Origin of the sequence: Streptomyces aurantiacus, assembly GCF_027107535.1 — a bacterium.
Taxonomy (GTDB): domain Bacteria; phylum Actinomycetota; class Actinomycetes; order Streptomycetales; family Streptomycetaceae; genus Streptomyces.
Map to the genome: position 1 here is coordinate 5277041 of NZ_CP114283.1, position 19453 is coordinate 5296493.

Annotated in this window: 18 protein-coding genes and 2 pseudogenes; 11 read left to right on the top strand and 9 right to left on the bottom strand. The window is 67.7% G+C overall.

Annotated features, from left to right (window positions below):
- Positions 1-205: 205 nt before the first annotated feature.
- Positions 206-1129, bottom strand: a complete 924-nt coding sequence (locus tag O1Q96_RS25500; protein WP_269250363.1) for a MerR family transcriptional regulator — start codon at positions 1127-1129, stop codon at positions 206-208.
- Positions 1130-1264: 135 nt separating this feature from the next.
- The gene (locus O1Q96_RS25505; RefSeq protein WP_269250364.1) at positions 1265-1585 is read right to left on the bottom strand and encodes a hypothetical protein; all 321 of its coding nucleotides are present in this window, start codon (positions 1583-1585) and stop codon (positions 1265-1267) included.
- 888 nt (positions 1586-2473) lie between these two features.
- Between O1Q96_RS25505 and O1Q96_RS25510 the strand changes: the two genes are divergently transcribed.
- Complete coding sequence (locus tag O1Q96_RS25510) at positions 2474-2938, top strand: hypothetical protein (RefSeq protein WP_269250365.1); 465 nt, start codon at positions 2474-2476, stop codon at positions 2936-2938.
- Positions 2939-3627: 689 nt separating this feature from the next.
- On the opposite strand, the gene O1Q96_RS25515 is transcribed toward O1Q96_RS25510, so the two are convergent.
- Positions 3628-3939, bottom strand: coding sequence for a PRC-barrel domain-containing protein (locus O1Q96_RS25515; RefSeq protein WP_269250366.1), 312 nt, complete (start codon positions 3937-3939; stop codon positions 3628-3630).
- Positions 3940-4684: 745 nt separating this feature from the next.
- Here O1Q96_RS25515 and O1Q96_RS25520 point away from each other — a divergent pair.
- The 3 genes from O1Q96_RS25520 to O1Q96_RS25530 all read left to right on the top strand — a co-directional run bounded on the left by O1Q96_RS25520 (position 4685) and on the right by O1Q96_RS25530 (position 7998).
- Complete coding sequence (locus O1Q96_RS25520; protein ID WP_269250367.1) at positions 4685-6022, top strand: ice-binding family protein; 1338 nt, start codon at positions 4685-4687, stop codon at positions 6020-6022.
- Positions 6023-6263: 241 nt separating this feature from the next.
- Complete coding sequence (locus tag O1Q96_RS25525; protein ID WP_419586945.1) at positions 6264-6878, top strand: DUF5819 family protein; 615 nt, start codon at positions 6264-6266, stop codon at positions 6876-6878.
- Positions 6868-7998, top strand: coding sequence for an HTTM domain-containing protein (locus O1Q96_RS25530; protein ID WP_269250369.1), 1131 nt, complete (start codon positions 6868-6870; stop codon positions 7996-7998). Before O1Q96_RS25525 ends, O1Q96_RS25530 begins: the two co-directional genes overlap by 11 nt.
- Positions 7999-8374: 376 nt before the next feature.
- Here the strand turns inward: O1Q96_RS25530 and O1Q96_RS25535 are convergent, their stop codons facing one another.
- Positions 8375-9247 (bottom strand): helix-turn-helix domain-containing protein, encoded by an 873-nt coding sequence (locus O1Q96_RS25535; protein ID WP_269250370.1) that lies wholly within the window; start codon positions 9245-9247, stop codon positions 8375-8377.
- Between the two features lie 406 nt (positions 9248-9653).
- On the opposite strand from O1Q96_RS25535, the gene O1Q96_RS25540 reads away from it, so the two are divergent.
- Positions 9654-9854, top strand: coding sequence for a transposase (locus O1Q96_RS25540; protein ID WP_269250371.1), 201 nt, complete (start codon positions 9654-9656; stop codon positions 9852-9854).
- Between the two features lie 82 nt (positions 9855-9936).
- Positions 9937-10245, top strand: a pseudogene (locus O1Q96_RS44645) (transposase); the annotation flags it as partial.
- 342 nt (positions 10246-10587) lie between these two features.
- Here O1Q96_RS44645 and O1Q96_RS25545 read toward each other — a convergent pair.
- From O1Q96_RS25545 to O1Q96_RS25555, 3 genes are all read right to left on the bottom strand, one after another.
- Positions 10588-10782, bottom strand: a complete 195-nt coding sequence (locus tag O1Q96_RS25545) for a hypothetical protein (protein ID WP_269250372.1) — start codon at positions 10780-10782, stop codon at positions 10588-10590.
- A gap of 131 nt (positions 10783-10913) precedes the next feature.
- Positions 10914-11054: a hypothetical protein gene (locus tag O1Q96_RS25550; RefSeq protein ID WP_269250373.1), complete on the bottom strand. Its 141-nt coding sequence runs from the start codon at positions 11052-11054 to the stop codon at positions 10914-10916.
- A 627-nt stretch (positions 11055-11681) separates the two neighbouring features.
- Complete coding sequence (locus O1Q96_RS25555; protein WP_269250374.1) at positions 11682-12527, bottom strand: NAD(P)H-binding protein; 846 nt, start codon at positions 12525-12527, stop codon at positions 11682-11684.
- Positions 12528-12674: 147 nt separating this feature from the next.
- Here O1Q96_RS25555 and O1Q96_RS25560 point away from each other — a divergent pair, with 147 nt between their 5' ends.
- From O1Q96_RS25560 to O1Q96_RS25570, 3 genes are all read left to right on the top strand, one after another.
- Positions 12675-13067 carry a winged helix-turn-helix transcriptional regulator gene (locus O1Q96_RS25560; RefSeq protein WP_269250375.1) on the top strand — a complete coding sequence of 131 codons (393 nt, stop codon included), beginning with the start codon at positions 12675-12677 and terminating at the stop codon, positions 13065-13067.
- Between the two features lie 568 nt (positions 13068-13635).
- Positions 13636-14076, top strand: coding sequence for a helix-turn-helix domain-containing protein (locus tag O1Q96_RS25565; protein WP_269250376.1), 441 nt, complete (start codon positions 13636-13638; stop codon positions 14074-14076).
- Between the two features lie 14 nt (positions 14077-14090).
- Entirely contained in the window at positions 14091-14696 is a 606-nt protein-coding gene (locus O1Q96_RS25570) for a dihydrofolate reductase family protein (RefSeq protein ID WP_269250377.1), read from the top strand.
- Between the two features lie 602 nt (positions 14697-15298).
- On the opposite strand, the gene O1Q96_RS25575 is transcribed toward O1Q96_RS25570, so the two are convergent.
- Positions 15299-16477: a flavin-containing monooxygenase gene (locus tag O1Q96_RS25575; protein ID WP_269250378.1), complete on the bottom strand. Its 1179-nt coding sequence runs from the start codon at positions 16475-16477 to the stop codon at positions 15299-15301.
- Between the two features lie 325 nt (positions 16478-16802).
- Here O1Q96_RS25575 and O1Q96_RS25580 point away from each other — a divergent pair, with 325 nt between their 5' ends.
- Positions 16803-17438, top strand: a complete 636-nt coding sequence (locus O1Q96_RS25580) for an ABC transporter ATP-binding protein (protein WP_269250379.1) — start codon at positions 16803-16805, stop codon at positions 17436-17438.
- Positions 17435-18226, top strand: coding sequence for a hypothetical protein (locus O1Q96_RS25585; protein WP_269250380.1), 792 nt, complete (start codon positions 17435-17437; stop codon positions 18224-18226). The genes O1Q96_RS25580 and O1Q96_RS25585 overlap by 4 nt, the downstream gene beginning before the upstream one ends.
- 45 nt (positions 18227-18271) lie before the next feature.
- Here the strand turns inward: O1Q96_RS25585 and O1Q96_RS25590 are convergent.
- A pseudogene (locus O1Q96_RS25590) lies at positions 18272-18455 on the bottom strand (transposase); the annotation flags it as partial.
- Positions 18456-19453 lie beyond the last annotated feature (998 nt).

Below are 19453 nucleotides of genomic sequence, written 5' to 3' on the forward strand. Positions count from 1 at the left end.
TGGAGACTCAAGGCCATTCCTCAGCCGGGCCCCGACCCAGACGTCCACCGAGTCGCTGAAGCATGCGTCGCGTGCTCTCCGCTGACCTCCAAAACGAAACGGGCACGCCCTGCACGTGCTGGGCGGGCGATGGCAGCGACATGCGACACCACTCTCCGGCGGCCTACGGCTACGAGCCCTTGGACGCAATCATCTAGGCCGTCCACTAGGCCGTGTTTTGGGTAACGGGTGAGTCTTGGGCGGATAGTTCTTCGGCCAGTTCCATACAGCGCAGGCGGGCCGAGGAGAGGTCGTAGGGCATCTTGCCGATGGCTTCGAACGCGCTCATGGAGTCAGCCTCCCGCCTGCCAGAGCCGCGGTCGGCCTCGTCCTCGCTGTCATCGGCGGTGGCAGGGTGCAGAGTGTCCCAGGCGTCGAAGAGGGCATCGTCGTCCTTATCCAGGCCGGACTCCTCGATGAAGGCGTGCAGGTCGCTTTCGAAGGCGTGCCGCTCGACGGCAACTTGAGCCACCCGGGGATCGTCGACGGCGACGCTGTCATCGAGTGCCTCCTCGGCGTCATCGATGCGGTCGAATTCCTCCCGCAGAGTGGGATGCGTGGCCAGGACGATGAAGCGGGTGGCCTGGACGGCCGCGCCGAGCGGGCCGAAGATCCGCTCAGTGACCAGCAGAGTGTCCAGGTCCGCCTGACGCAGGGAGCCCTCGGGCAGGCTCTTGAGGCGTTCGGTGACGAAGTCGGAGAGCAGGCCCATCCGGCTGCCTTCGGTGCGCATCCTCTGCACCGCGGTCCGCTGCCGCCGCGATTCCGCCTCCTGCTCGGCAAGGGTTTCCTCCAACCGCTCCAGGATGCCCGCGATACCGTCTCCGCTGTCCACACCGGCGGAAGCCGTGCCGGCGGTAAAGGCGTCGCGGATGTCGTCCAGTGCGATCCCGGCGTCGGCCATCTTGCGAATCCACAGCAGGCGGATCATGTCCTCGTACCCGTAGCGGCGGCGGTCATCGCCGCCCCGCTCAGGCTCGGGGAGCAGGCCGATCTCGTGGTAATGGCGAATCGCCCGTGGCGTGCTGCCGACGAAGGCCGCCGCGTCACCGATCTTGACCTGGCGGGGTGGCATGAAAGACGAATGCATGAGCAAGGACCTTTCCTCAAGGGATCGGGACGTAAGTCCACCGGACCACATGCCGCTACGGAAGGTGCAACCCCATACACACCGCTCCGCGCCAATGCCAGGAAACGCGCCCTTCAGGGGGCGGCTCTTCCGGGGTCACAGGGCGTGGTGCAGCCAGCGCTGGAGGACGGTGCTGACGTCTGCGGGCAGGGCGCTGAGCTGGTCGATGACCGCACGGTCTTCCGGCATCGGGGGGATGCCGGCGGCGGTGAGGGCCACGTTCAGGGCAAGGCGTCGCTCATCGCGTGGGGCGAGGGTTCGGTTGAGGCGTTCGGCGGGGTTGGGCGGCGGCAGGAAGTAGTCCAGGTCATCACGGACGTGGACGGGCGTCGGCCAGGGGTTGTCCAGGGGCTCAGGAGCGGCGTAGGGGTCGGCGTACGCGCAGGAAGTGTGGTTCTCGTTGCTCCAGGGGGTCATCTCTGTCTCCCAACCAGTGTTTTACGGACTACCGGTCCAGAGCTCCGCGAGGGTTGCTTCGGTTGCGGTTGCGGCCGTACGTCACGCTGACGGCGCCTTCGGCGGCTGATCACCTCGTGTGACCAGCAGACGGCAGGCGACACCACGTCGCTCTCAGGGAATGCGCTTCCTTCCGGGGAGGCGACGACGTGCTCAGGCTCCTGCGATAAGTCCGGCTGAACAGGGAGGCCGGGGCAAATGGGTGAGGCTCCGGCCGTTTGCCGGGAGTCGGTCGTTGAGCAGCTATGGAAGCCTTCGGTGACTGTTTCGATCCGGGTCCCGGCGCCCGGAGTGCCGGCCATGCAGAAGACACCTGTGCGTGGTGCGTGCAGTTGCGGGAGACGGACGCCCAAGCCCGCCGGATGCCGGCAGAGGGCAAACGTTCGCCCGAGCCCTGGAGCATCTTGCCGGGGCCGGCCCCCGTGTCCTGCGCAGGTCGACGCATGAGGGGGGTGAGAACGGTGCTGGTCGTCATGGCCGCGCTCACGATCCTCGCGGCGACCGTGGCCATCATTGTGGACACCCGCCCCTGACACCCGGCGTCCCTGCCCGCCGGCTGCTCCCGGAGTCGGCGCACCGACCGCTCACACCGCACTCCACGCTGCCCAGGGCGCCACGGTCCTGCGGTCCTGTTTGCGCAGGGGCCGCTCAACCGCCTCTTGCCGGTTGACCGCTGTTGAAGGAAAAGCGCCAGGGTGCGCCACCCTTCCTGACGGCTTCGAACATCGACCAGCATGATCAGAACGAGCTGACCTGAGCGTATGCCGCCCAGCTCAGCCGTTGCGCTGGCCGGCCCCGGTCAGGAGCAGCCGACGAGGCTCAGGACAGGACATGTGGGATCCAGCATGGATGCGCAGTGTCGAGTGGCTCGCCGCGGCAGCCGCCGACCCCCGGGCGTGCAAACGGCAGTGGGAACACGGGAGTGGGTTCGTTCTGCTGGAGGCGGGACGCTTCTGGAATGTCCTCAGCGTCCCGGAAGAACTCGGCATGTCTGCCCTCGACATGCTCTGGCATGATCCGTTACGCGTGCCCGGGCCCGCTCTGCGGCACAGCAAGGCCCACCGCGTGGGATTCCTCGTGCCACCGGGCCCCGCCGCGCAGTGGGCCGGGGCGGGGGTCCGCCATGCCGGGAAGGGCAGCTGGATTCCCAGTCCGCCGCCGTACCGGGAGACCGGCCATCTGGAATGGGTCATCCCGCCCGACGGGACCGGGGCCCTCCACGTTCCCGAAGTTCTGGAATGGGCCCTGCGGTCTGCCGCACGCGCACTGACCGCCTCCAGAACCATCCACCAGGTCCCCGCCGAGCCTCGCTGAACCAACCAACCGCCATCACCCACACGTGCGACACCGCGCCATAGCCCCCGTGGATGCCCCAACCGGGGCCGGGCAGGTTCAGGCGCGGGGTCCGTGCCGCGGTGACGGAACCGGCACGGGCCCACCACCTCAGCCCAGCGCATCCGTTGCTGGTGCCGATCGTTGGACAGGCCCAGCGCACCGGACCTCTCGAAGCTACCGGGTTAGATGATGGCCCGCCGCAGACCGTCCGACCTCGGCGCACTCCCCTACTACCGCGCGTACGCAGCCATTGGCATCGAGATGGCCGCATTGGCGCGCGCCGCCGGCTCCCGCTGGGCGATCGAAGAGATCCTGCGGATCCCGGACGCTCTCCTGCTCCACCCACGAAGCGACCACAACCACACACCGGCAACTGCCGAGCTTGCGCTTCCTGCCCGGCAGGCCGCCTCGCAGCCGCGGTCCGGTCAGCCAGGGTCGCGCCGAGCAGGGCCCGGTGGTTGGCGAACATCCGCTCCGGCAGACGGTTGGCCAGGCCGTGGTATCGCTCGGAGGGGCGGACCACGCTCCCGCTGATGGAAGATCTGCCCGGACGCGGTGAGTTGATCGACGACTTGCAGGAAGAGCACCATGACTCGAACATCTCCCGTGGAGGGCGCGGGCGCTCAGCGGCGTGCGAGGTGCCGTTCGCAGCCTGCACCCGGCTGGTCTCACATGCCGTAGTCGTGGAAGAACGCTTCTTCCTGCTCAGCGGGCAGAACGTCGTCCGCACCGATCGAAGGAGCCTTTCTCGCCAGTCTCTTGGCGTTGGAGACTTTGAGGTAGTCCCGCCCGTGGAGCACCTCGTCGAGGGGGACGAAGACCAGGCGCTGGCGGGTGGGCAGTCCGGTCCGTACGGTGGCCACCGCCGGCTCGTCGGTGGTGGTGTCCACCCGGACCGCTTCGAGCACGCCGATCCAGCGCCCCTTCAAGTCGACGACATCCTGGTTGCGCCATTCCCGAATATCGGCTGCCCGGACCATGCCGCCTCCCCGGCCACCGGTCCGTGTGGGCCCAGCGGAATACGGCGTTCGGGCATCTGAATCGGCAGCCCTGCAATGTCCTATCCGCGAGTTCTCTGTCCGCGAGGCGATTGCTGAAGCGTCTCTTGTCGTCGTAGGAGTCGAGGCAACGACTCCGGCGTATACACGCCGGAGTCGCCCTTCCGGGCGGCTGCACGTGAGAGTGAACCAGCCCACATTCGATATTACTACTGTCGGTGCGGTTCCGGCATGCTCGTGCTTCGCATTCGACCCGCACTCTCCCTGGGACTCCCTCTGGCGAATGTCCTGGAGCGGCAGCTCCGCCATGACGGGTGCATATCGCATGGCGGATCCATCGTGCTGACACCGCCGCAAGATCAACAAACGGCTTCATCCCTGGTAGCGCACTTAAGGGGGTCACCCTCGGTGATCTCCTGTCCGGGGCCTTCCTGCTCTTAGTGTGGCGCCTCCCCGATCCACCCAAAGGACCTGACTGCCGCGCCCCGGGGAGGGTCGGTCCGGGGAGTTTCTCCTCATCCCCGCAAGGGCGGGAAAACGAAGCCATCCGGCCCTTTAAGTATTTCTATGTATTTCGCGATCCACTTGCCGATTCCGGTGATGCCACGTGAATGAATCGTCTCCGGATTCCTCGCCTGCGTAATATGCCAGCGACAGAGAGCAGGCGATTCCGTGCGATCGGGAACCGCCGAGCAGGAAGCATCCCCTCACAGGAGTTGGCCCCTCGATGACGCTGAATATCCCTGACGCGCCGCTGCGGCGCACGATGTCGGTCTGGATCGCGGCGGTGACGGCCGTGGTGATCGCCGCTGTCGTACTTGCGGTGACGCCGACACGCGCAAACGCTGTTGCCACCCCCGTGCCGCTGGGTACGGCAGCCAGTTTCGGAGTACTGGCTGGTGCGACGGTCACCAACACCGGTCCCACGGTGGTCAACGGTCTCAACGTCGGCGTGAGCCCCGGGACGGCCATCACCGGGTTCGCCGCGTCCGACGGAGGGCCCGGCCTCGTGACCCCGCCCGGGGCACTGCACTCTGCCGATGCCGTCGCGGGCCAGGCCAAGAGCGACCTGACCACTGCGTACAACCAGGCCGCCGGACAGGCTCTGACGGACGCCGTGTACAACGACGCTCCGCACGAGTTCGGTGGCCAGACGCTGACGCCGGGCCTTTACCGGGCGAACAGCTCCGCGCAGATCACTGGCACACTCACCCTGGACGCCCAGGGCAACTCCAGCGCCGTCTGGGTGTTCCAGATCGGTTCGGAGCTGACGACGGCATCCGCCAGCTCGGTGAGCTTCATCAACGGGGCCTCGCCGTGCAACGTGTACTGGCAGATCGGCAGTTCGGCCACGCTCGGTACCGACTCCACGTTCGTGGGCACCATCCTGGCCGACACCTCGATCACCGCCAACACAAGGGCGACCATCAACGGCCGGCTGCTGGCCGATGCGGGCGGACGCGGCGACGGTGCCGTGACGCTGGACTCCAACAGGATCTTCCAGGGGCCGTGCGGGACCGGTGGCACCACCGGCGGTCTGATCACGGGCGGAGTGATCGCCGGTGCCACGAGCGGTGGCACCACTACAGGCACCACTACAGGCACCACAGGCAGCACGACGGTCGGTGTCATCGGCGGAGTACCGACGGGCGGCGGAACCGGCGGTGCCCTGGGCGGTCTTCTCGGCGGCGTCCTGACGACCGGTGGCACCACCGGTGGCCCCGGTGGCCTCATCGCGGGCGCCACCACGGGCGGTGCCACAGGTGGCTCCAACGGCGGCTCCACGGGCGGCTCCTCGGGTGGCGGCCACGGTGGCTCCACGGGTGGGGGCCACGGCGGCTCCACGGGTGGCGGCCACGGCGGCACGACCGGTGGAAACGGCCATGACCACCACGGTGAGAAGCCCGGCAAGCCGGGTCACCACGACCATGGCGGGAAGCCGGATGATCACGGCAAGCCCGGCGATCACGGTGGTCACGGCGGCAAGCCCGACGGGCACGACAAGCCCGATCACCACGAGGGCCATGGCAACGATCACGAGGATCACCACAAGAAGTCTGCCTAGTTCCATGTGAGCTGGCAGGACGGGCGGCGCGCGGCGGATCGTCATCGATTCCGTCGCGCGCCGTCAGTGGAAGCTCCGGAGAGGCGGAGAAGCATGGATGGAAAGGCCGGGTGGGGCCGTGCAAGGCGGCGTTGAAACGGTGGATGTCGACGAGGCGGTCCGGCCCTGCGCCGAGCCGGACCCGCGCGGGGGCGAGAGACACGCTGCGTCTCAAGGGCCCACGGACCATCCGCCCCTCCCGGTGAAGGTCCTGAAGGCGGCAACGGGAGCCGCCGTGGTCCTGTGCCTGGCGACGGCCCTCGTCCACGTGCTCCTGGTGTTCTTGCACGTTGCACCACCGAATCCCCTCTCCCAGCAGTACAGCCGTCAAGTCAATGCGTGGGTCTTCCCGCTGTTCGAGCAGAATTGGCGGCTCTTCGCACCGGATCCCGAGTCGGTCAACCGCCAGATCTCGGCGAGGACCATGCATACCGCCCCGGACGGCAGTGTGCAGGTGAGCGGCTGGTTCGACCTGACCGCCGTCGACAACTCGGCGGTGGAGCACAACGCGTTCCCGAGCCATACGGCACAGAACACGCTGCGTCGGGCTTGGAGTTCGTACCTCGAAACCCACGGTGGCGACGATCAGCCGCGCTCGCAGCGGGCACTGATGATCCAGCAGTATCTGACGAACATCGCCGCGGATCGCATCGCGGGCCACCGCGGCAGCCCCTTCGAGTCTCTCCAGCTGCGGGTGATCACCGTGCCCATCGCCGCTCCCGCCGCAGCGGGCGGCACCGGCTCGGCCACCGTCGCGCCGAAGCCTGCCGATACGCGGTATCTGCCCTGGTGGAAGGCGGAATCCCATGGAAACTGAGCAGACACTCCCGCCGTACCGGCGTATCCCCGAAGGGGCGGAAGCAGGCGTGCCGCGCTCCGCGCCGGAGCGGATCGGTGCGTTTGTCACCGTCCTGACCGAGCGGCCGGTCGCGCTCTACGCCGCGGCGGTTCTACGCATCGGCTACGGACTTCTCTACCTCGTCTTCCTCCTGCGCGAGATTCCGCACCGCAACGAGATCTGGGGCCCCGGATCACCGTGGACCCCCGAGCTGGCCAGGCAGCTGTTCGATCAGACGGGATGGGTCAGCATCCTCACCCTGTCCGACGGCCGACCGTACTTCGAGGCCTGTTACGCGGCAGCCCTCATCACGTCCGCGCTGTTCATGCTGGGCTGGCGGACCCGGGTGATGTCCGTGCTCTTCGCGGTCGTGGTCGCGTCCTTCCACGCCAGGGCCATCTTCATGACGGACGGAGGGGACAACCTCATCCTCCTCATGGCCGTGTACCTCGTCTGCACCGCGTGCGGCCGACGCTGGTCCCTGGATGCGCGCAGGGCCCGGCTGCGAGCCTCGGCGGGGAAGACCAGGAGCAGCTCGGCGGGCCTGGACGCGAGCGAACTCCGGCGTCAACTGAGTACATTCCGCCGGACTCTGACGGCAGTACTCCACAACTGCGGCATGTTCGTCGTCGCGGCCCAGGTCTGCTTCCTCTACGGGTCCGCGGGTCTCTACAAGGTGCAGGGCGGCTCCTGGGGCAACGGGACCGCCCTCCACTACGTCCTGAACCTCGACCTGTTCCGGCCCTGGCCCGAACTCTCTCTCCTGGTGGACGAGCACGACGTACTGATCGCCGTCGCCTGCTACCTGACGGTGCTGTTGCAGGTCGCGTTCCCGTTCGTCCTGTTCGGACGGCTCAAGTACCCCGTCCTGACCATGCTGCTGGGCATGCACCTGGGTATCGCGGTACTCATGGGGCTTCCGCTCTTCTCCGGCGCGATGATCATCGCGGACGCCGTGTTCCTGCCGGACCGCTTCTACCGGCACCTGGGACAGCTGTCCCGGCGCATCGGCCGGTGGGTCCATGTCAAAGAGGCGGGGGCTACACCCCGCGGAGAACCGGCACTCGTGCCGCCGCAGCCCACACCATCGAGCCCGTGAGATCCCTATGGGCCTGTCCGGCGACGGCGTGGGGCGGCTGTCACCGGGCGGTGTGAGCGGATGCGATGAAAGGGGCCCCGGACGGTCAGCTGTTCGGCGACGCACCGAACCTCCTCCCTGCCCGGGGTGCTTTGTTCTGCTGCGCTACTGAGTAGTGGGGGATGACTCAGAAGTCTGACCGATGATCTGGTGCATCCGTACGGCGTCTCTGAGGTTGCTTGCTTCTGCCGTCCCGTTCTTCTCTTCCTGTCGCGGTGCAATCCGGTGCACTCCTCGGGAGTTCCCAGCGCGGGGATGTGTCCGTACTTGGTTCAGCACCAGTGCCGAAGATCCCGCGGGAGGTCTTGATGACCAGATGGTTCTCCGTCGCCTGTTTTCAGGGCTGGATCACCGTCTCGATGTACGCCTTGGTGGCGTCGCTGGTGAAGTCGCGGCTGTCGGCAGGGGCGAGAGCTTGGTCCTGGAGGTGCTTGTGCACCGCGCTGTAGTGCTGCACGTCGGATGGTTTGTTCAGGTAGAGGTCACTGGTGAACCGTTCCAGATGCACCACCCCTGCATCGGGGCTGTCGGCGAACCCCAGGATGGAGAACTGTCCTGAGAGGCCGGAGTGGGCGCCTGCGGTGTGAGGGAGGACCTGCACTGTGACATGCGGCTCGGTGCTGAGCGCGTTCAAGTGTTCCAGTTGTTCACGCATGATGTCCCGGCTGCCCACGACGCGGCGCAGTGCTGATTCGTCCACGATGGCCCACAGCCGCAGCGGGCAGGCCGGGTCGTAGATCCGGTGTTGCCGGAGCAGCCGCACCTTGAGGCATGTGGCGGCCTGCTCGACAGTGAGCAGAGGGATCGTTTCTCCGATGACGGCCTGGGCGTAGGCGGGGGTCTGCAGCAGTGCGGGGATCACCATGGGCGCGTAGGTGTGGAGCGAGGCGGCGTCCGCCTCCAGGGCGATGTCAACGCTGTGAGGGAGGTCGCCGTAGCGGTGCCACCAACCCCGCCGACCGGACGCTCTGGCCCTTTCCATCAGCGCGTCGATGATCCGCTGGTCCGTCACTGCGTAGAGGGCGCACAGGTCGCGCACGTCACGGGGGCTGATTGCGCGGTTGCCGTTCTCCAGGTGGCTGATCTTGGACTGAGAGACGAGGAGCCGCTCGGCCACTTCTGTGCTCGTCAACCCGCTTGCCATGCGGAGTCGGCGAAGTTCGGCTCCCAGACGGCGTCTCCTGACGGCGGGATTGGTTGTCGCTGCCACGCGCGGTGTGCCTCCGGTTCCAAAGTGCTGTGCTGGACCGCAGGTTGCCAGGAACAAGGGGTATTGATCACGTGCCATGCCGCCGCGATCACAGACAGCCGAAACGGACAGTTACGTTGGCAATTGCCTCGTCATCGCGTTGCTGATTCTCATCGTCATCCCCAGGCCCGGTGACGCCAAGTGCTGCCCAGAACGAGCGACGAGCGTTACGAACCGCCGCCTGACCGGGACCACGAAGAAATAGGAGGAAAAACGGTCTCTGGGCTGGTCCTATCTTCCGAGCGTGGGTCTGAGCCGGTCATTGGTGCTCAGAGCTCGTAACACGATCTTGCTGGAGCGTGCTGGTCGGGCGTGACCATCAGGACGATTCCGCCGTTCGTGAGATGTGGGGAATCGGCCGTGGATCGTGGATGGCGAACCGTGGGCGCTGATCGAGCCGTTGCTGCCACCCTGGCCGCAGAAGCCTCCCGGCCCGAAGCCGGTGGACGACGGGCTGTACTTGCAGGGCAGCCTGTACGTGCTCTACAACGACATCAGCTGGCAACTGCTGCCGCCGGAGCTGGGGGTCGGCTCGAAGCAGACCTGCTGGCGCCGACTCGGGCGGTGACACGAGGCCGGCATCTTCGAGACGCTGCACCGCCTCCTGCTCTCCGAGTTCCACGCGGCCGGCAAACTGACTGGAGCCGGGCCTGCCTGGATGCCTCGCGCATCCGCGCGAAACAAGAGGGGGCGAGGCCACCGGCCCGTCGCCGGTCGACCGCGGGAAGACGGACAGCAAGCACCATCTGCTCTGCGACGGCAGAGGCACTCCGTTCAAGGTCATCACCACTGCAGCCAACGTCAGCGACGACACGCAGACCCTGGCCCTGGTCGACGGCATCCCGCCCGTAACCGGCAAACCCGGCCGACCGCGCAGGCGCCCCGACGCCCTGCTCGGCGACAAGGGATACGACAGCAACTCCAACCGCCTCGAGCTGCGCAGGCGCCGGATCCTGCCGGTGATCTCCCGCAAGGGCGCCCCGAGCATCAAGAACCCGGGCAAGCTCCGCTACGTCGTCGAGCAGACGTTCTCAGCGACCCTGCGAAGCGATGACCGTCAAGGGGCCCCGGGGCGGCCGCAGCATCAGTTAAGAGGCAAGCCGGCCGCCCCGGGGATGCTCCCGTCCCCGTCACAAGACGGACGCACCATCCAGTGTGCCCGACCGCAGGTCAGACCAGGAATCAATGATCAAAGACAAGAGACGCACCCCCTACGCCTTGGACGGACAGCCGGGGTGCGCCTCTCTCATGCCCGCCCGCAAGGGGCGAGAACGGAGACCGTCATGCCCGCCAACGCTGTCTTACGGCAGCTCTTCTGCCACCAGGGCGGGGGGCTCCTGCCAGGTCAGGGTGTCCAGCGGCCGCGGCATGAGCCGGGTCGGGCGGGGTGCGGGCCTCATCACGGCGGAAGCCTCGTCGCTGAAGAGGGCGGCGGGCTTGCCCGACGTGTGGGCGGGCACGGGCGTTGCCGTACGTGAATCGTTCGTGCTGGTCATCTACTCCCCCTGGTTCGTCGCGGGCCGTGCCCGCTGAAGGCCGGCACACGGCCGACTACGACAGCGTACCTAGACCCGCCTCTGCGGCCCGAGGAGTTTCCCTCGGGCCGCTCCCGCACGTCAGGCTTCTCTCACACCTGACCGGCCAGGTGGCTCGCCACCCCGAGAAGCGGCCATGCGTGCTCACGTTCGCCGCTGAGGCTGCTCGTGCAATTCTGCCGGACCCGGTGATGACGCTCTTTGTAGCCCTTGCGGAAGGCGAACTCGTCCACCCCCAACACCCGCGGCGCACGGTCCGGCACAGCCGCGCGGCCGGACGGCCGCCGAGTGCGATCGCGATCGACCGCAGCCAGCATGTCAGCCCGGTGCAGGAGCGGCGGTGCCGCTCGGACAGGCCCGGCGCCTGCTCGACGAACGCCTTGCAGGAACAGCTCCTCCGGTCACAGAAGTACCGGTGGACCCACAGTGGGACTATGACCCGGCGACAGCCCAACGGCCCTTCATTCAAGTTGCGTTGGTACGTGCTGTGTCTACGCCTCGCCTGCTTCCGGCAGTCCGGGCACCGGCCCGGGGCGAACGGTGGACACCGCCTCCACCACGAGGACGCCGGTGGAGGCCTGACGCGCTCCGCTCGCACATCGATCCCGGGAAACAGCACAGCCTCGGCCGTCGTGCTCGCCATGCCAGGAGACACTCTGCCGAAACGATCTTTCGTTCTCCTCGCTGACCTGGGGCTTCACGGAACTGCGGAGAGGGCCTTGATTTTCCCCACCGCTTACTCGGCGCTTCCCCGGACGTGCTCACCTTGGATCCCCACTCCGCGGTGAGCAAACCATCCGGGTGGGGTCGGCATTGTGTCGTGATGGATCGCCCAGGAATGCCTTGACCGGAGTCAGGGCCTATCGGAAAGCGGCGATGTGGCGCTGGGCCCAGTCGGCGAAGGTGCGGGGCACACGGCCGAGGACCTGCTCGACGTCGGGGCTGATGCGCTGTTCGGCCGGGGTGGGTTCGCCGAGGATCGTCAGCGTGGTCTCGACCACGGGCTCGGGCATGAACTGCAGCATCTGCGCGTGGGCCTCGTCGCGGGTCTGCTCGATGAACTGCACGGGTTCGCCGAGTGCGTCGGCGATCGCCTCGGCCCGCTGGCGGGGCGTGCTGAGGGCGGGGCCGGTCAGCTCGTATATCTGTCCGGCGTGGCCGTCCTCCCGCAGGATTGCGGCGGCGACCTCGGCGATGTCGTCCGGGTCGATGGCCGGCAGGCCGATGTCGGCGAACGGCGCGGCGACGGCCCTTCGGGCGCGGACCGACTCGGCCCAGGCGTAGGCGTTGGAGCTGAAGCCTCCGGGCCGCAGGATCGTCCAGGCCATGCCGGACTGCCGGACGGCGTCCTCGATGGACCGTCCGAGGCGCCCATGGGAGGCCGACTGCGGCCGGGTAGCAACTCCTTGGGACGACAGCAGGACGACCCGTCCGACGCCGCCGGCCTTGGCGACGTCGAGGATGTCCTGTGGGTTCAGCAGGTGCGCGCTGGCGCCGCCGCTCTGCAGGAACAGCGCGTCGGCTCCGTCGAATACGGGCCGAAGGCTCTCAGGATCGACCAGGTCCGCCCGCGTGTACTTGGTGCCCTCTGGCACATCCGCATCCGAGATCTTCCGGGATGTCGCGGTCACCTGCGCACCAGCTGCCGCGAGGGCCTGCACGAGCGATCGGCCGACGTTCCCGGTTGCACCCGTCACTACAAACATGAACAACTCCCGTGTCAATTCAGCATGGTTGTCGCCACCCGAGCGGGCGGAACTGTCGCGGAGAGCTGCTCTCCGGGCGACACGGGGACGCTAACACCGTGGATATAGTAGGTACCTAGAGGAAAGTGACTATCTTGAGGGGTATGCATGGCCGGCAACGCTGACTGGGTGGCAGCCGCTGCGACCGACCCGGAGCTCGCCTGTCCGACCAGTGCGGTCGTGGACATCGTGTTCAGCCGGTGGACCACGCCGATCCTGTGGACTCTCAACACGGATGGCCGGCAACGGTTCGTCGAGCTGGAACGACGGATCGGCACGATCACACCGAAGGTACTGACCCAGCGGCTGCGGCAGCTGGAACGCGACGGCATGGTCGTGCGTACGTACCACCCGGAGGTCCCCCCTCGGGTCGAGTACGAGATCAGCGAGCTGGGCCGCAGCCTGGCCCCGCTCTTCGCGCACCTCGCCGAATGGGCTGCCGGCAACCTGGACAAGGTCGAGCAGGCCCGGCACGACTACGACACCGATTCATCCCAGTAGCGCGTCAGTGAGAGGGCTCGATCCTTGTCCGAACTTCCGCTGCCTGGTTGATCCAGCAGGCAAGTGGAGCGAAGAGCCGGACTGGCGATTTTCACGGCCCTGTCCTGAGTTCCGTGAATTCCCAGGTCAGGGGCGGGAACGGGGGATCGTTTCGACAGTGTGTTTCCTGCCGTGGCGAGCAAGGCGGTTGAGGATGTGCTGTTTCCCGGGATCGGTGTGCGAATGGAGCGTGTCAGCAACTCCTCCGGCGCTCTGGTGGTGGAAGCGGTGTCCACCGGTCGGCCGGGCCGGTGCCCGGACTGCCGGAAGCACGCGAGGCGCGTGCACAGTTCGTTCCAACGCAGCCTGGATGAGCGGCCGTTGGGATCACGGCGGGTTGTCATCCGGCTCCGGGTGTGCCGGTACTTCTGGCACCGCAAGCGGTGTTCTCGCAAGACGTTCGTCGAGCACGTGCCGGGCCTGACGGAGCGGCACGGCACGGCACGGCACGGCAGGTCGAGTATCGGGCTGACGGGGTGGCTGCGATACCGGGCTGACCGTGCCGGCACCGGTCCTGATGGAACTGCCAGTGCCGGAACTTCCCCGCACTCAGATCATCGAACGGACCCGTCACCGATACGAGGTCGTCCACTGCCTGGCGGAGAAGGGCTGGACACTCAGCGCCATCGCCCGTCGGCTGAACCTCGACCGCAAGACCGGGCGCCGCTTCCGCGACACCGACCTCGACGAGCTGCTGATCTCCGCCCGCGACCGGCGCCCCAACGGCGTGCTGAAACCGTTCAAGGCATACCTCAACGCGCGCTTCGCCGAGACGCAGGGCCAGGTCAGCGGCACCCGCCTGTTCCTGGAGATCCACGAGCGCGGTTACCTCGGCAGCCGTCAGGTCGTCCGCAAACATTGCGCCGCCCTGCGGGCGGACACCACCGAGCCGGTCCGGGCCGACATCCCCAGTTCGAGCTCGGCCGATGAGTTTGCGGCTCCCGGCCGGTCCAAGCTCGTGACACCCTAGGAAAGGACACCGCCATGTCGGAGCTTCTCGTCGACTTCATCACCTCCCTCGACGGCCACGCATCGGGAGAGGGATGGCCCGGATTCTGGGGCCTCGAGGGCCCGGAGTACCTCGCATGGCTCGGAGAGCAGCCCGAGGCCACCTACCTGATGGGAGCCAACACCTACCGCCTGATGTCGGGCTTCGCCGCAGGCCAGGTCCCCAATGGCCAAGACGAGTTCAGGCCCGAAGAAGAGGCGTCCGTCGACGAGCTCACGCAAGCGTCCAAGCTGGTGTTCTCCTCCTCACTCGAGGAGCCACTGACGTGGGCCAACTCCACGCTTGTCCGCGACGACGCCGTCGAGGCGGTCCGCGCCATGAAGTCGAGTGGCTCGGGGCTCCTCAGCACGATCGGCAGCCTCAGCCTGTGCCGGTCCCTGCTACGAGCCGGACTCGTCGACCGCTTCCGGGTCGTGATGTTCCCGGTGATCACCGGGGCCACGGGCGAAGAACGTATCTACGACGGCTATCCGGACGTCGCCCTCGAGATGATCGAGCACCACACCTTCGACGGCCGCATCCAGCTGGTCGAGTACAAGCCCCGCGTGCTCGAGCACCCACCGCTCGGCGTCCCTGCGTGACGACGCCCCGTCCGCCGGCCTGGACAGCCGCCAGGCCGGCGTCGGCGGCTTCGGTCGCTGGGCCCTCACACCCACTCTTCACTCCCCACATCCCCCACACGCTTCAAGACGCAACCAAGTGGAGGGAAAAGCACCTGGCCGGCTTCAGGGCTCTGACCGCAGTTCCGTGAACGGACATACGGCGGGGAGCGAACATGCCGCATCTGGCACTCTGGCTGGATGGCACAGAGCGACCGGGAACGCGCGGTAGAGGGCTGGATCTGGATCGAGAACGTTCAGCCCTTCTTGGCTCTCTTGGCGGGTTACGCCGGCTACGACTTCGATCATCCCGGCTTTCGGCGAGCGTCTCCCGGGGCCGCATGATCCACGAGGTGATCTTGCGGGGGCTGGGGCCCTCCGGCATCAACCCCGACCCGCCCGTCCTGCGCAACACGTACTGCACACCGCGACCCTCACCCCCGACCAGCACTACCTGATGGATTTCTGGGATCAACGTCGCGGCGAAGGGGCGCATCGCCGAGGTCCAGACGACTTCCTCTACCCACAGAAGCCGCCGCCTGCCCCTCCACGTACGCGACTCCAAGAACCCCACGGGCCCCGATTCAGAGAACGGGTGCCCGCGCCGTCTCACGTCGAAGTGCGTCGGTGATGGCGCGGGCCTCGATGCCCGCCTGGCGAAGGACACCCGTGAGGGGATTGGTGTATCCGGCGAAGTACAAGCGCGCGGCCTCGGGATGGGTCCGTGCCCCTACTGCGAGGGGTTGCCCGGCCTCGTCGAGTACGCCCAGGGACCTGACCAGGCCGTGCAGGTTGGACCGGTACCCGGTGGCGGCGATGACCGTGTCCGGTCGCAGCCGGGTGCGGTCGGCCAGAATCACGTCCGGGCCGTCGAATGCCTGGACGGCCGCGACCGGCTCGACCCGACCGGACCGGACGGCGTCCACGAAACCGTGGTCGAGCACCGGGTTGACCCCTTCGCGGGCATTGCGGGTGTACAGCCCCGTGCGAGGCCGCGGCAGTCCCCGCGAGGTCAGGTCGGGCACCGCGAGACGTTGCATGAGCAGGGAGGTGCGGTCGCGCCACGCGAGTGGGAGCGCCTCCGTCAGCCGGCCGACCGCATGCCATCGGGCGCTGGAGCGGGGCAGGATATTGGGTGGGGTACGGACCGCGATGCGTACCCGTTCGGCTCCGGCTCCGGCTCCGGCCAGGACGCCGGCGATCTCGGTACCACTGTTGCCTGCGCCAACCACCAGGACGTCCCGCCCACGGTAGGGGGCCGGAGAGCGGTAGTGGGCCGAGTGCAGCAACGTGCCGGTGAAGGTCGAACGCCCGGGCCAGTCGGGGACGTCCGGGGTATGGCAGCGGCCGGTGGCCACCACGACCGCACCCGTGGCCACCGGACCGTCGGAGGAGTGGACCAGCCACTGTGCTCCCGAAGCCGGCTCGGCCCGCTCGATGCGCTGCACCGGGGTGGCCACCCGGACGTCGAGTCGGTGATGGGCGACGTAACGCTCCAGGTATCGCACATAGTCGTCCCGGCTCACCCACGGGCCCGCCTGGCGCGGCACTGAGAGGCCGGGGAGGCTCGAGGTGCCGGGAGTTGTGTGCAGGCGGAGATGGTCGTAGCGCTGCGCCCAGCTCGCTCCCACCCGGTGCGACCGTTCCAGGATCACGGCCGCAATGCCGGAGCGGCGCAGTAGCGCGGCGGCCGCCAGGCCGTGAGGGCCGGCTCCAATCACGATCGTGGGAGCGCTGAAGCCTTGTTGTGGTGTTGGGGGCATCGCCTCCTATAACGGCAGACCGCGGCTCACGTCACGCTCGACGGGGGGACACAAAGCCTGTGGAGTGGCGATGCCGGCTGTTCACCGCAACAGCCGGGTGGCCGCCGTTACACCAGCGGCACGGACTCGTTGAACACCGGGCAGGAGCGCGCCGCCTCACGCAGGGTCGGTTCCCCTCAGGGACTGGACCGTCCGGCCGAGCGGAGCTGAACGGCCATGAGCCGGACAGGCCAGGGGACATGAGGCTGCGCGACCCCGGCCCCTGTGGCGGGGCCTCCCCTCCGGGCCGGCTCGCGATACCTGTCCGATCTTTCGAGGGGCTCATGTGCAGGCAGTAACGACGCGCCACCGGCCACGGCTGCGGATCCGCGGAGTCTGCAAGGCGTACGGTCGCAGGCAGGTCCTGCGCAGCGTCGACCTCGATGTGCCCGCCGGGACGCTGGTCGCGGTCGTCGGCGAGAACGGCACCGGCAAGAGCACTCTGCTGCAGATCGCCGTAGGCCAGCTTGCACCCGACCGTGGAACGGTGACACGGACCGGCACGGTGGGGTACTGCCCCCAACGAGCGGTACTCAACGACGCGTTCACCATCGGACAGCATCTGCGGCTGTTCCAGATGGCCCACCGTCTGCCGACGCTGGAGCGCGCCGACGAGCTGATGGAGCTGCTGGCGCTGACCAGCTGCCGACGACAGCAGGTCGGCGAGCTCAGTGGTGGAACGCGACAGAAGCTGAACCTGCTGATCGCTCTGATGCATGATCCGCAGTTGCTGGTCCTGGACGAGCCCTACCAGGGCTTCGACTGGGACACCCATCAGAGGTTCTGGGCCCTGGCCGCCGACCTGCGTGATCAGGGCCGGTCGATCATCGTGGTTTCGCACCTGCTGCACGACCTGCACCACTTCGACGCGATCGCTCATCTACGCCAGGGGCGTCTGCACTTCGAGGAGACCGACCGTTGAGGCTCTCCTGGACGGCATTCACCGAGCTGCTGCGCTGCACTCTGCTGGGCCACCTGCGCAACCGGCTGGCTCTGGTTCTGGCGGTCGTGTTCATCCCGGTCTGGATCGCCGTGGCGCGCCTGTGCACCTCCGACGAAGTGGTGCGCATCTGGCTGGACGCCATCAGCGCCCCTGTCTCCACCCGCGCCAGCCAAGTGGCTCAGGTGGCCAGCGCGCTGGGTGCCATCACCCTGGTCGCCGGCTTCATTACCTTCACGGAGACCTTTCAGTCCCGGCAGATGGACCGCCGTCTGCTGCTGGCCGGCTACCCCCGGCTGCCGATGCTGCTGGCGAAACTTGCTGCCGTCGCCCTCACCGCCGCCCTGCTGGCCTTCTACACGACGACCCTGCTGTGGATCTCCCTGCCCGTACGCCACGCGGGCCCCCTGGGGCTGGCCCTCGCAGGCGCCGGCCTCGCCTACGGCGGCATCGGCCTGCTGCTCGGCTCCCTGGTCCGCGGCGAGCTGGAGGGCTTCTTCCTCATCATCATGCTCAGCCTGGTCGACACCGGCCTGCAGAATCCCGTCTTCAACACACTCATGGACGTGGCGGGCGTGTCCGCGCTGCCGCTGTACGGCGTGAACCAGCTGGCACTGAGCTCAGCCCTCACCCCACACATCCCCTGGTCCCACGGCCTGCTCTCCCTCAGCTGGTCCGCAGCAACCGGAGCCCTCGCGCTGCTCGTCCTCCACACCCACCGTCCCTCCCGCACTTCCTGGTCCCCCAGCACCCGCACCCAGGCAGGGTGACCACAGCGAGGGTCGTCTTCCTCCGCGCCCACATCGCTGATAGACGGCGCGGGCGCCGTTGCGGCTGTTGCCGTTGTTCTTCCCCGCCGGATCACGCTTCTCATAACCGAGGTGATCGGTGACCTCGCCTTCCAGGGCAGATTCCAGGACCCGCTTGGTCGGCTCCTGCAAGCAGCCCACCCCGCCCGGTCAGCTGCAGCCCCCTCCGACCGCGCCGCTCCACCAGCATCGCGACCTGTTGCTCGTCGCACACGATCTCAGGCTGCCCGCACCGGGCACTCCCGACAGGCCCCACGGGGTGTGCCGGTCCGGACACGGGCGCCCAGGGCGTCGGAGACGATGCGCTCGGAATCCTTGAACCCGCCGATCGCGGCGTCCAGGACGGCGTGCGCCGAACACTCGGCACCGCGACCCCTCTGGCCTGCGGATAGCCCAAGGGGCTGCGCTGGGATCCGGACTTGCCGAAGGCATCGTTCTTGCCCGCAGAGTCGGGCACGGCCAGCAGCATCCCGTCCAAGGCCAGCTAACTGACGTTCCGTCAGAGACTGCCGTTCCCCCGAGGTGTCTGCTGGACACGGGCGTCGGACCGGCCCACCCGTTGGCTTGATCAGCAGCTTGTCCGCCTTCCGGCGTGACTCATCACAGTTCTGCCACCTGATGACTCCGTCCAGGCCGACGCCGATATCGGAGAAGTGTTTTGGTCGGGCGGGCGGACCTAGAGAGGCCACCCACCTGCCGGATACCCGGGCACCCGGTGCGTAAAGGGCCCCGCCAGTGCTTGGGCAGCTGCAGCACGGACATCTGCGAGTGCCGCAGTTACTGGCCGCCGCCGTAGACGCGCAGGGTGAAGATCTCCCGACCCGGGGTGCCGGCCATGTCGTAGGCGTCCAGCACGTGCTCGATCCGTGCTCACAGTTTCACCGCTGATCAACCTCGGCGGCCCCACGATCCCCTGAACCGGTGGCGCCGTGCTGTGCCTGCACGGCCTCATTCCCGTGGCCAAGGTCCACCGGGCGCGCTGACGGCAGGACCTCAGCCCGTCCGGGCCGCCGCGGCGGCCCGACTACGAGAAGGAGGTACAGAGAAGTGTCACCTGATGACCACCGGGTGACTGCTGTCCGCCCGGCGATTTGCCAGAGTCCAGGGAATGCTTGGAGAGCGTCACCGCGAGCGATCAGCCGCCGACACGCCGCGCGAAACTCCCGAACCGCACCGGAAGGAATCTCA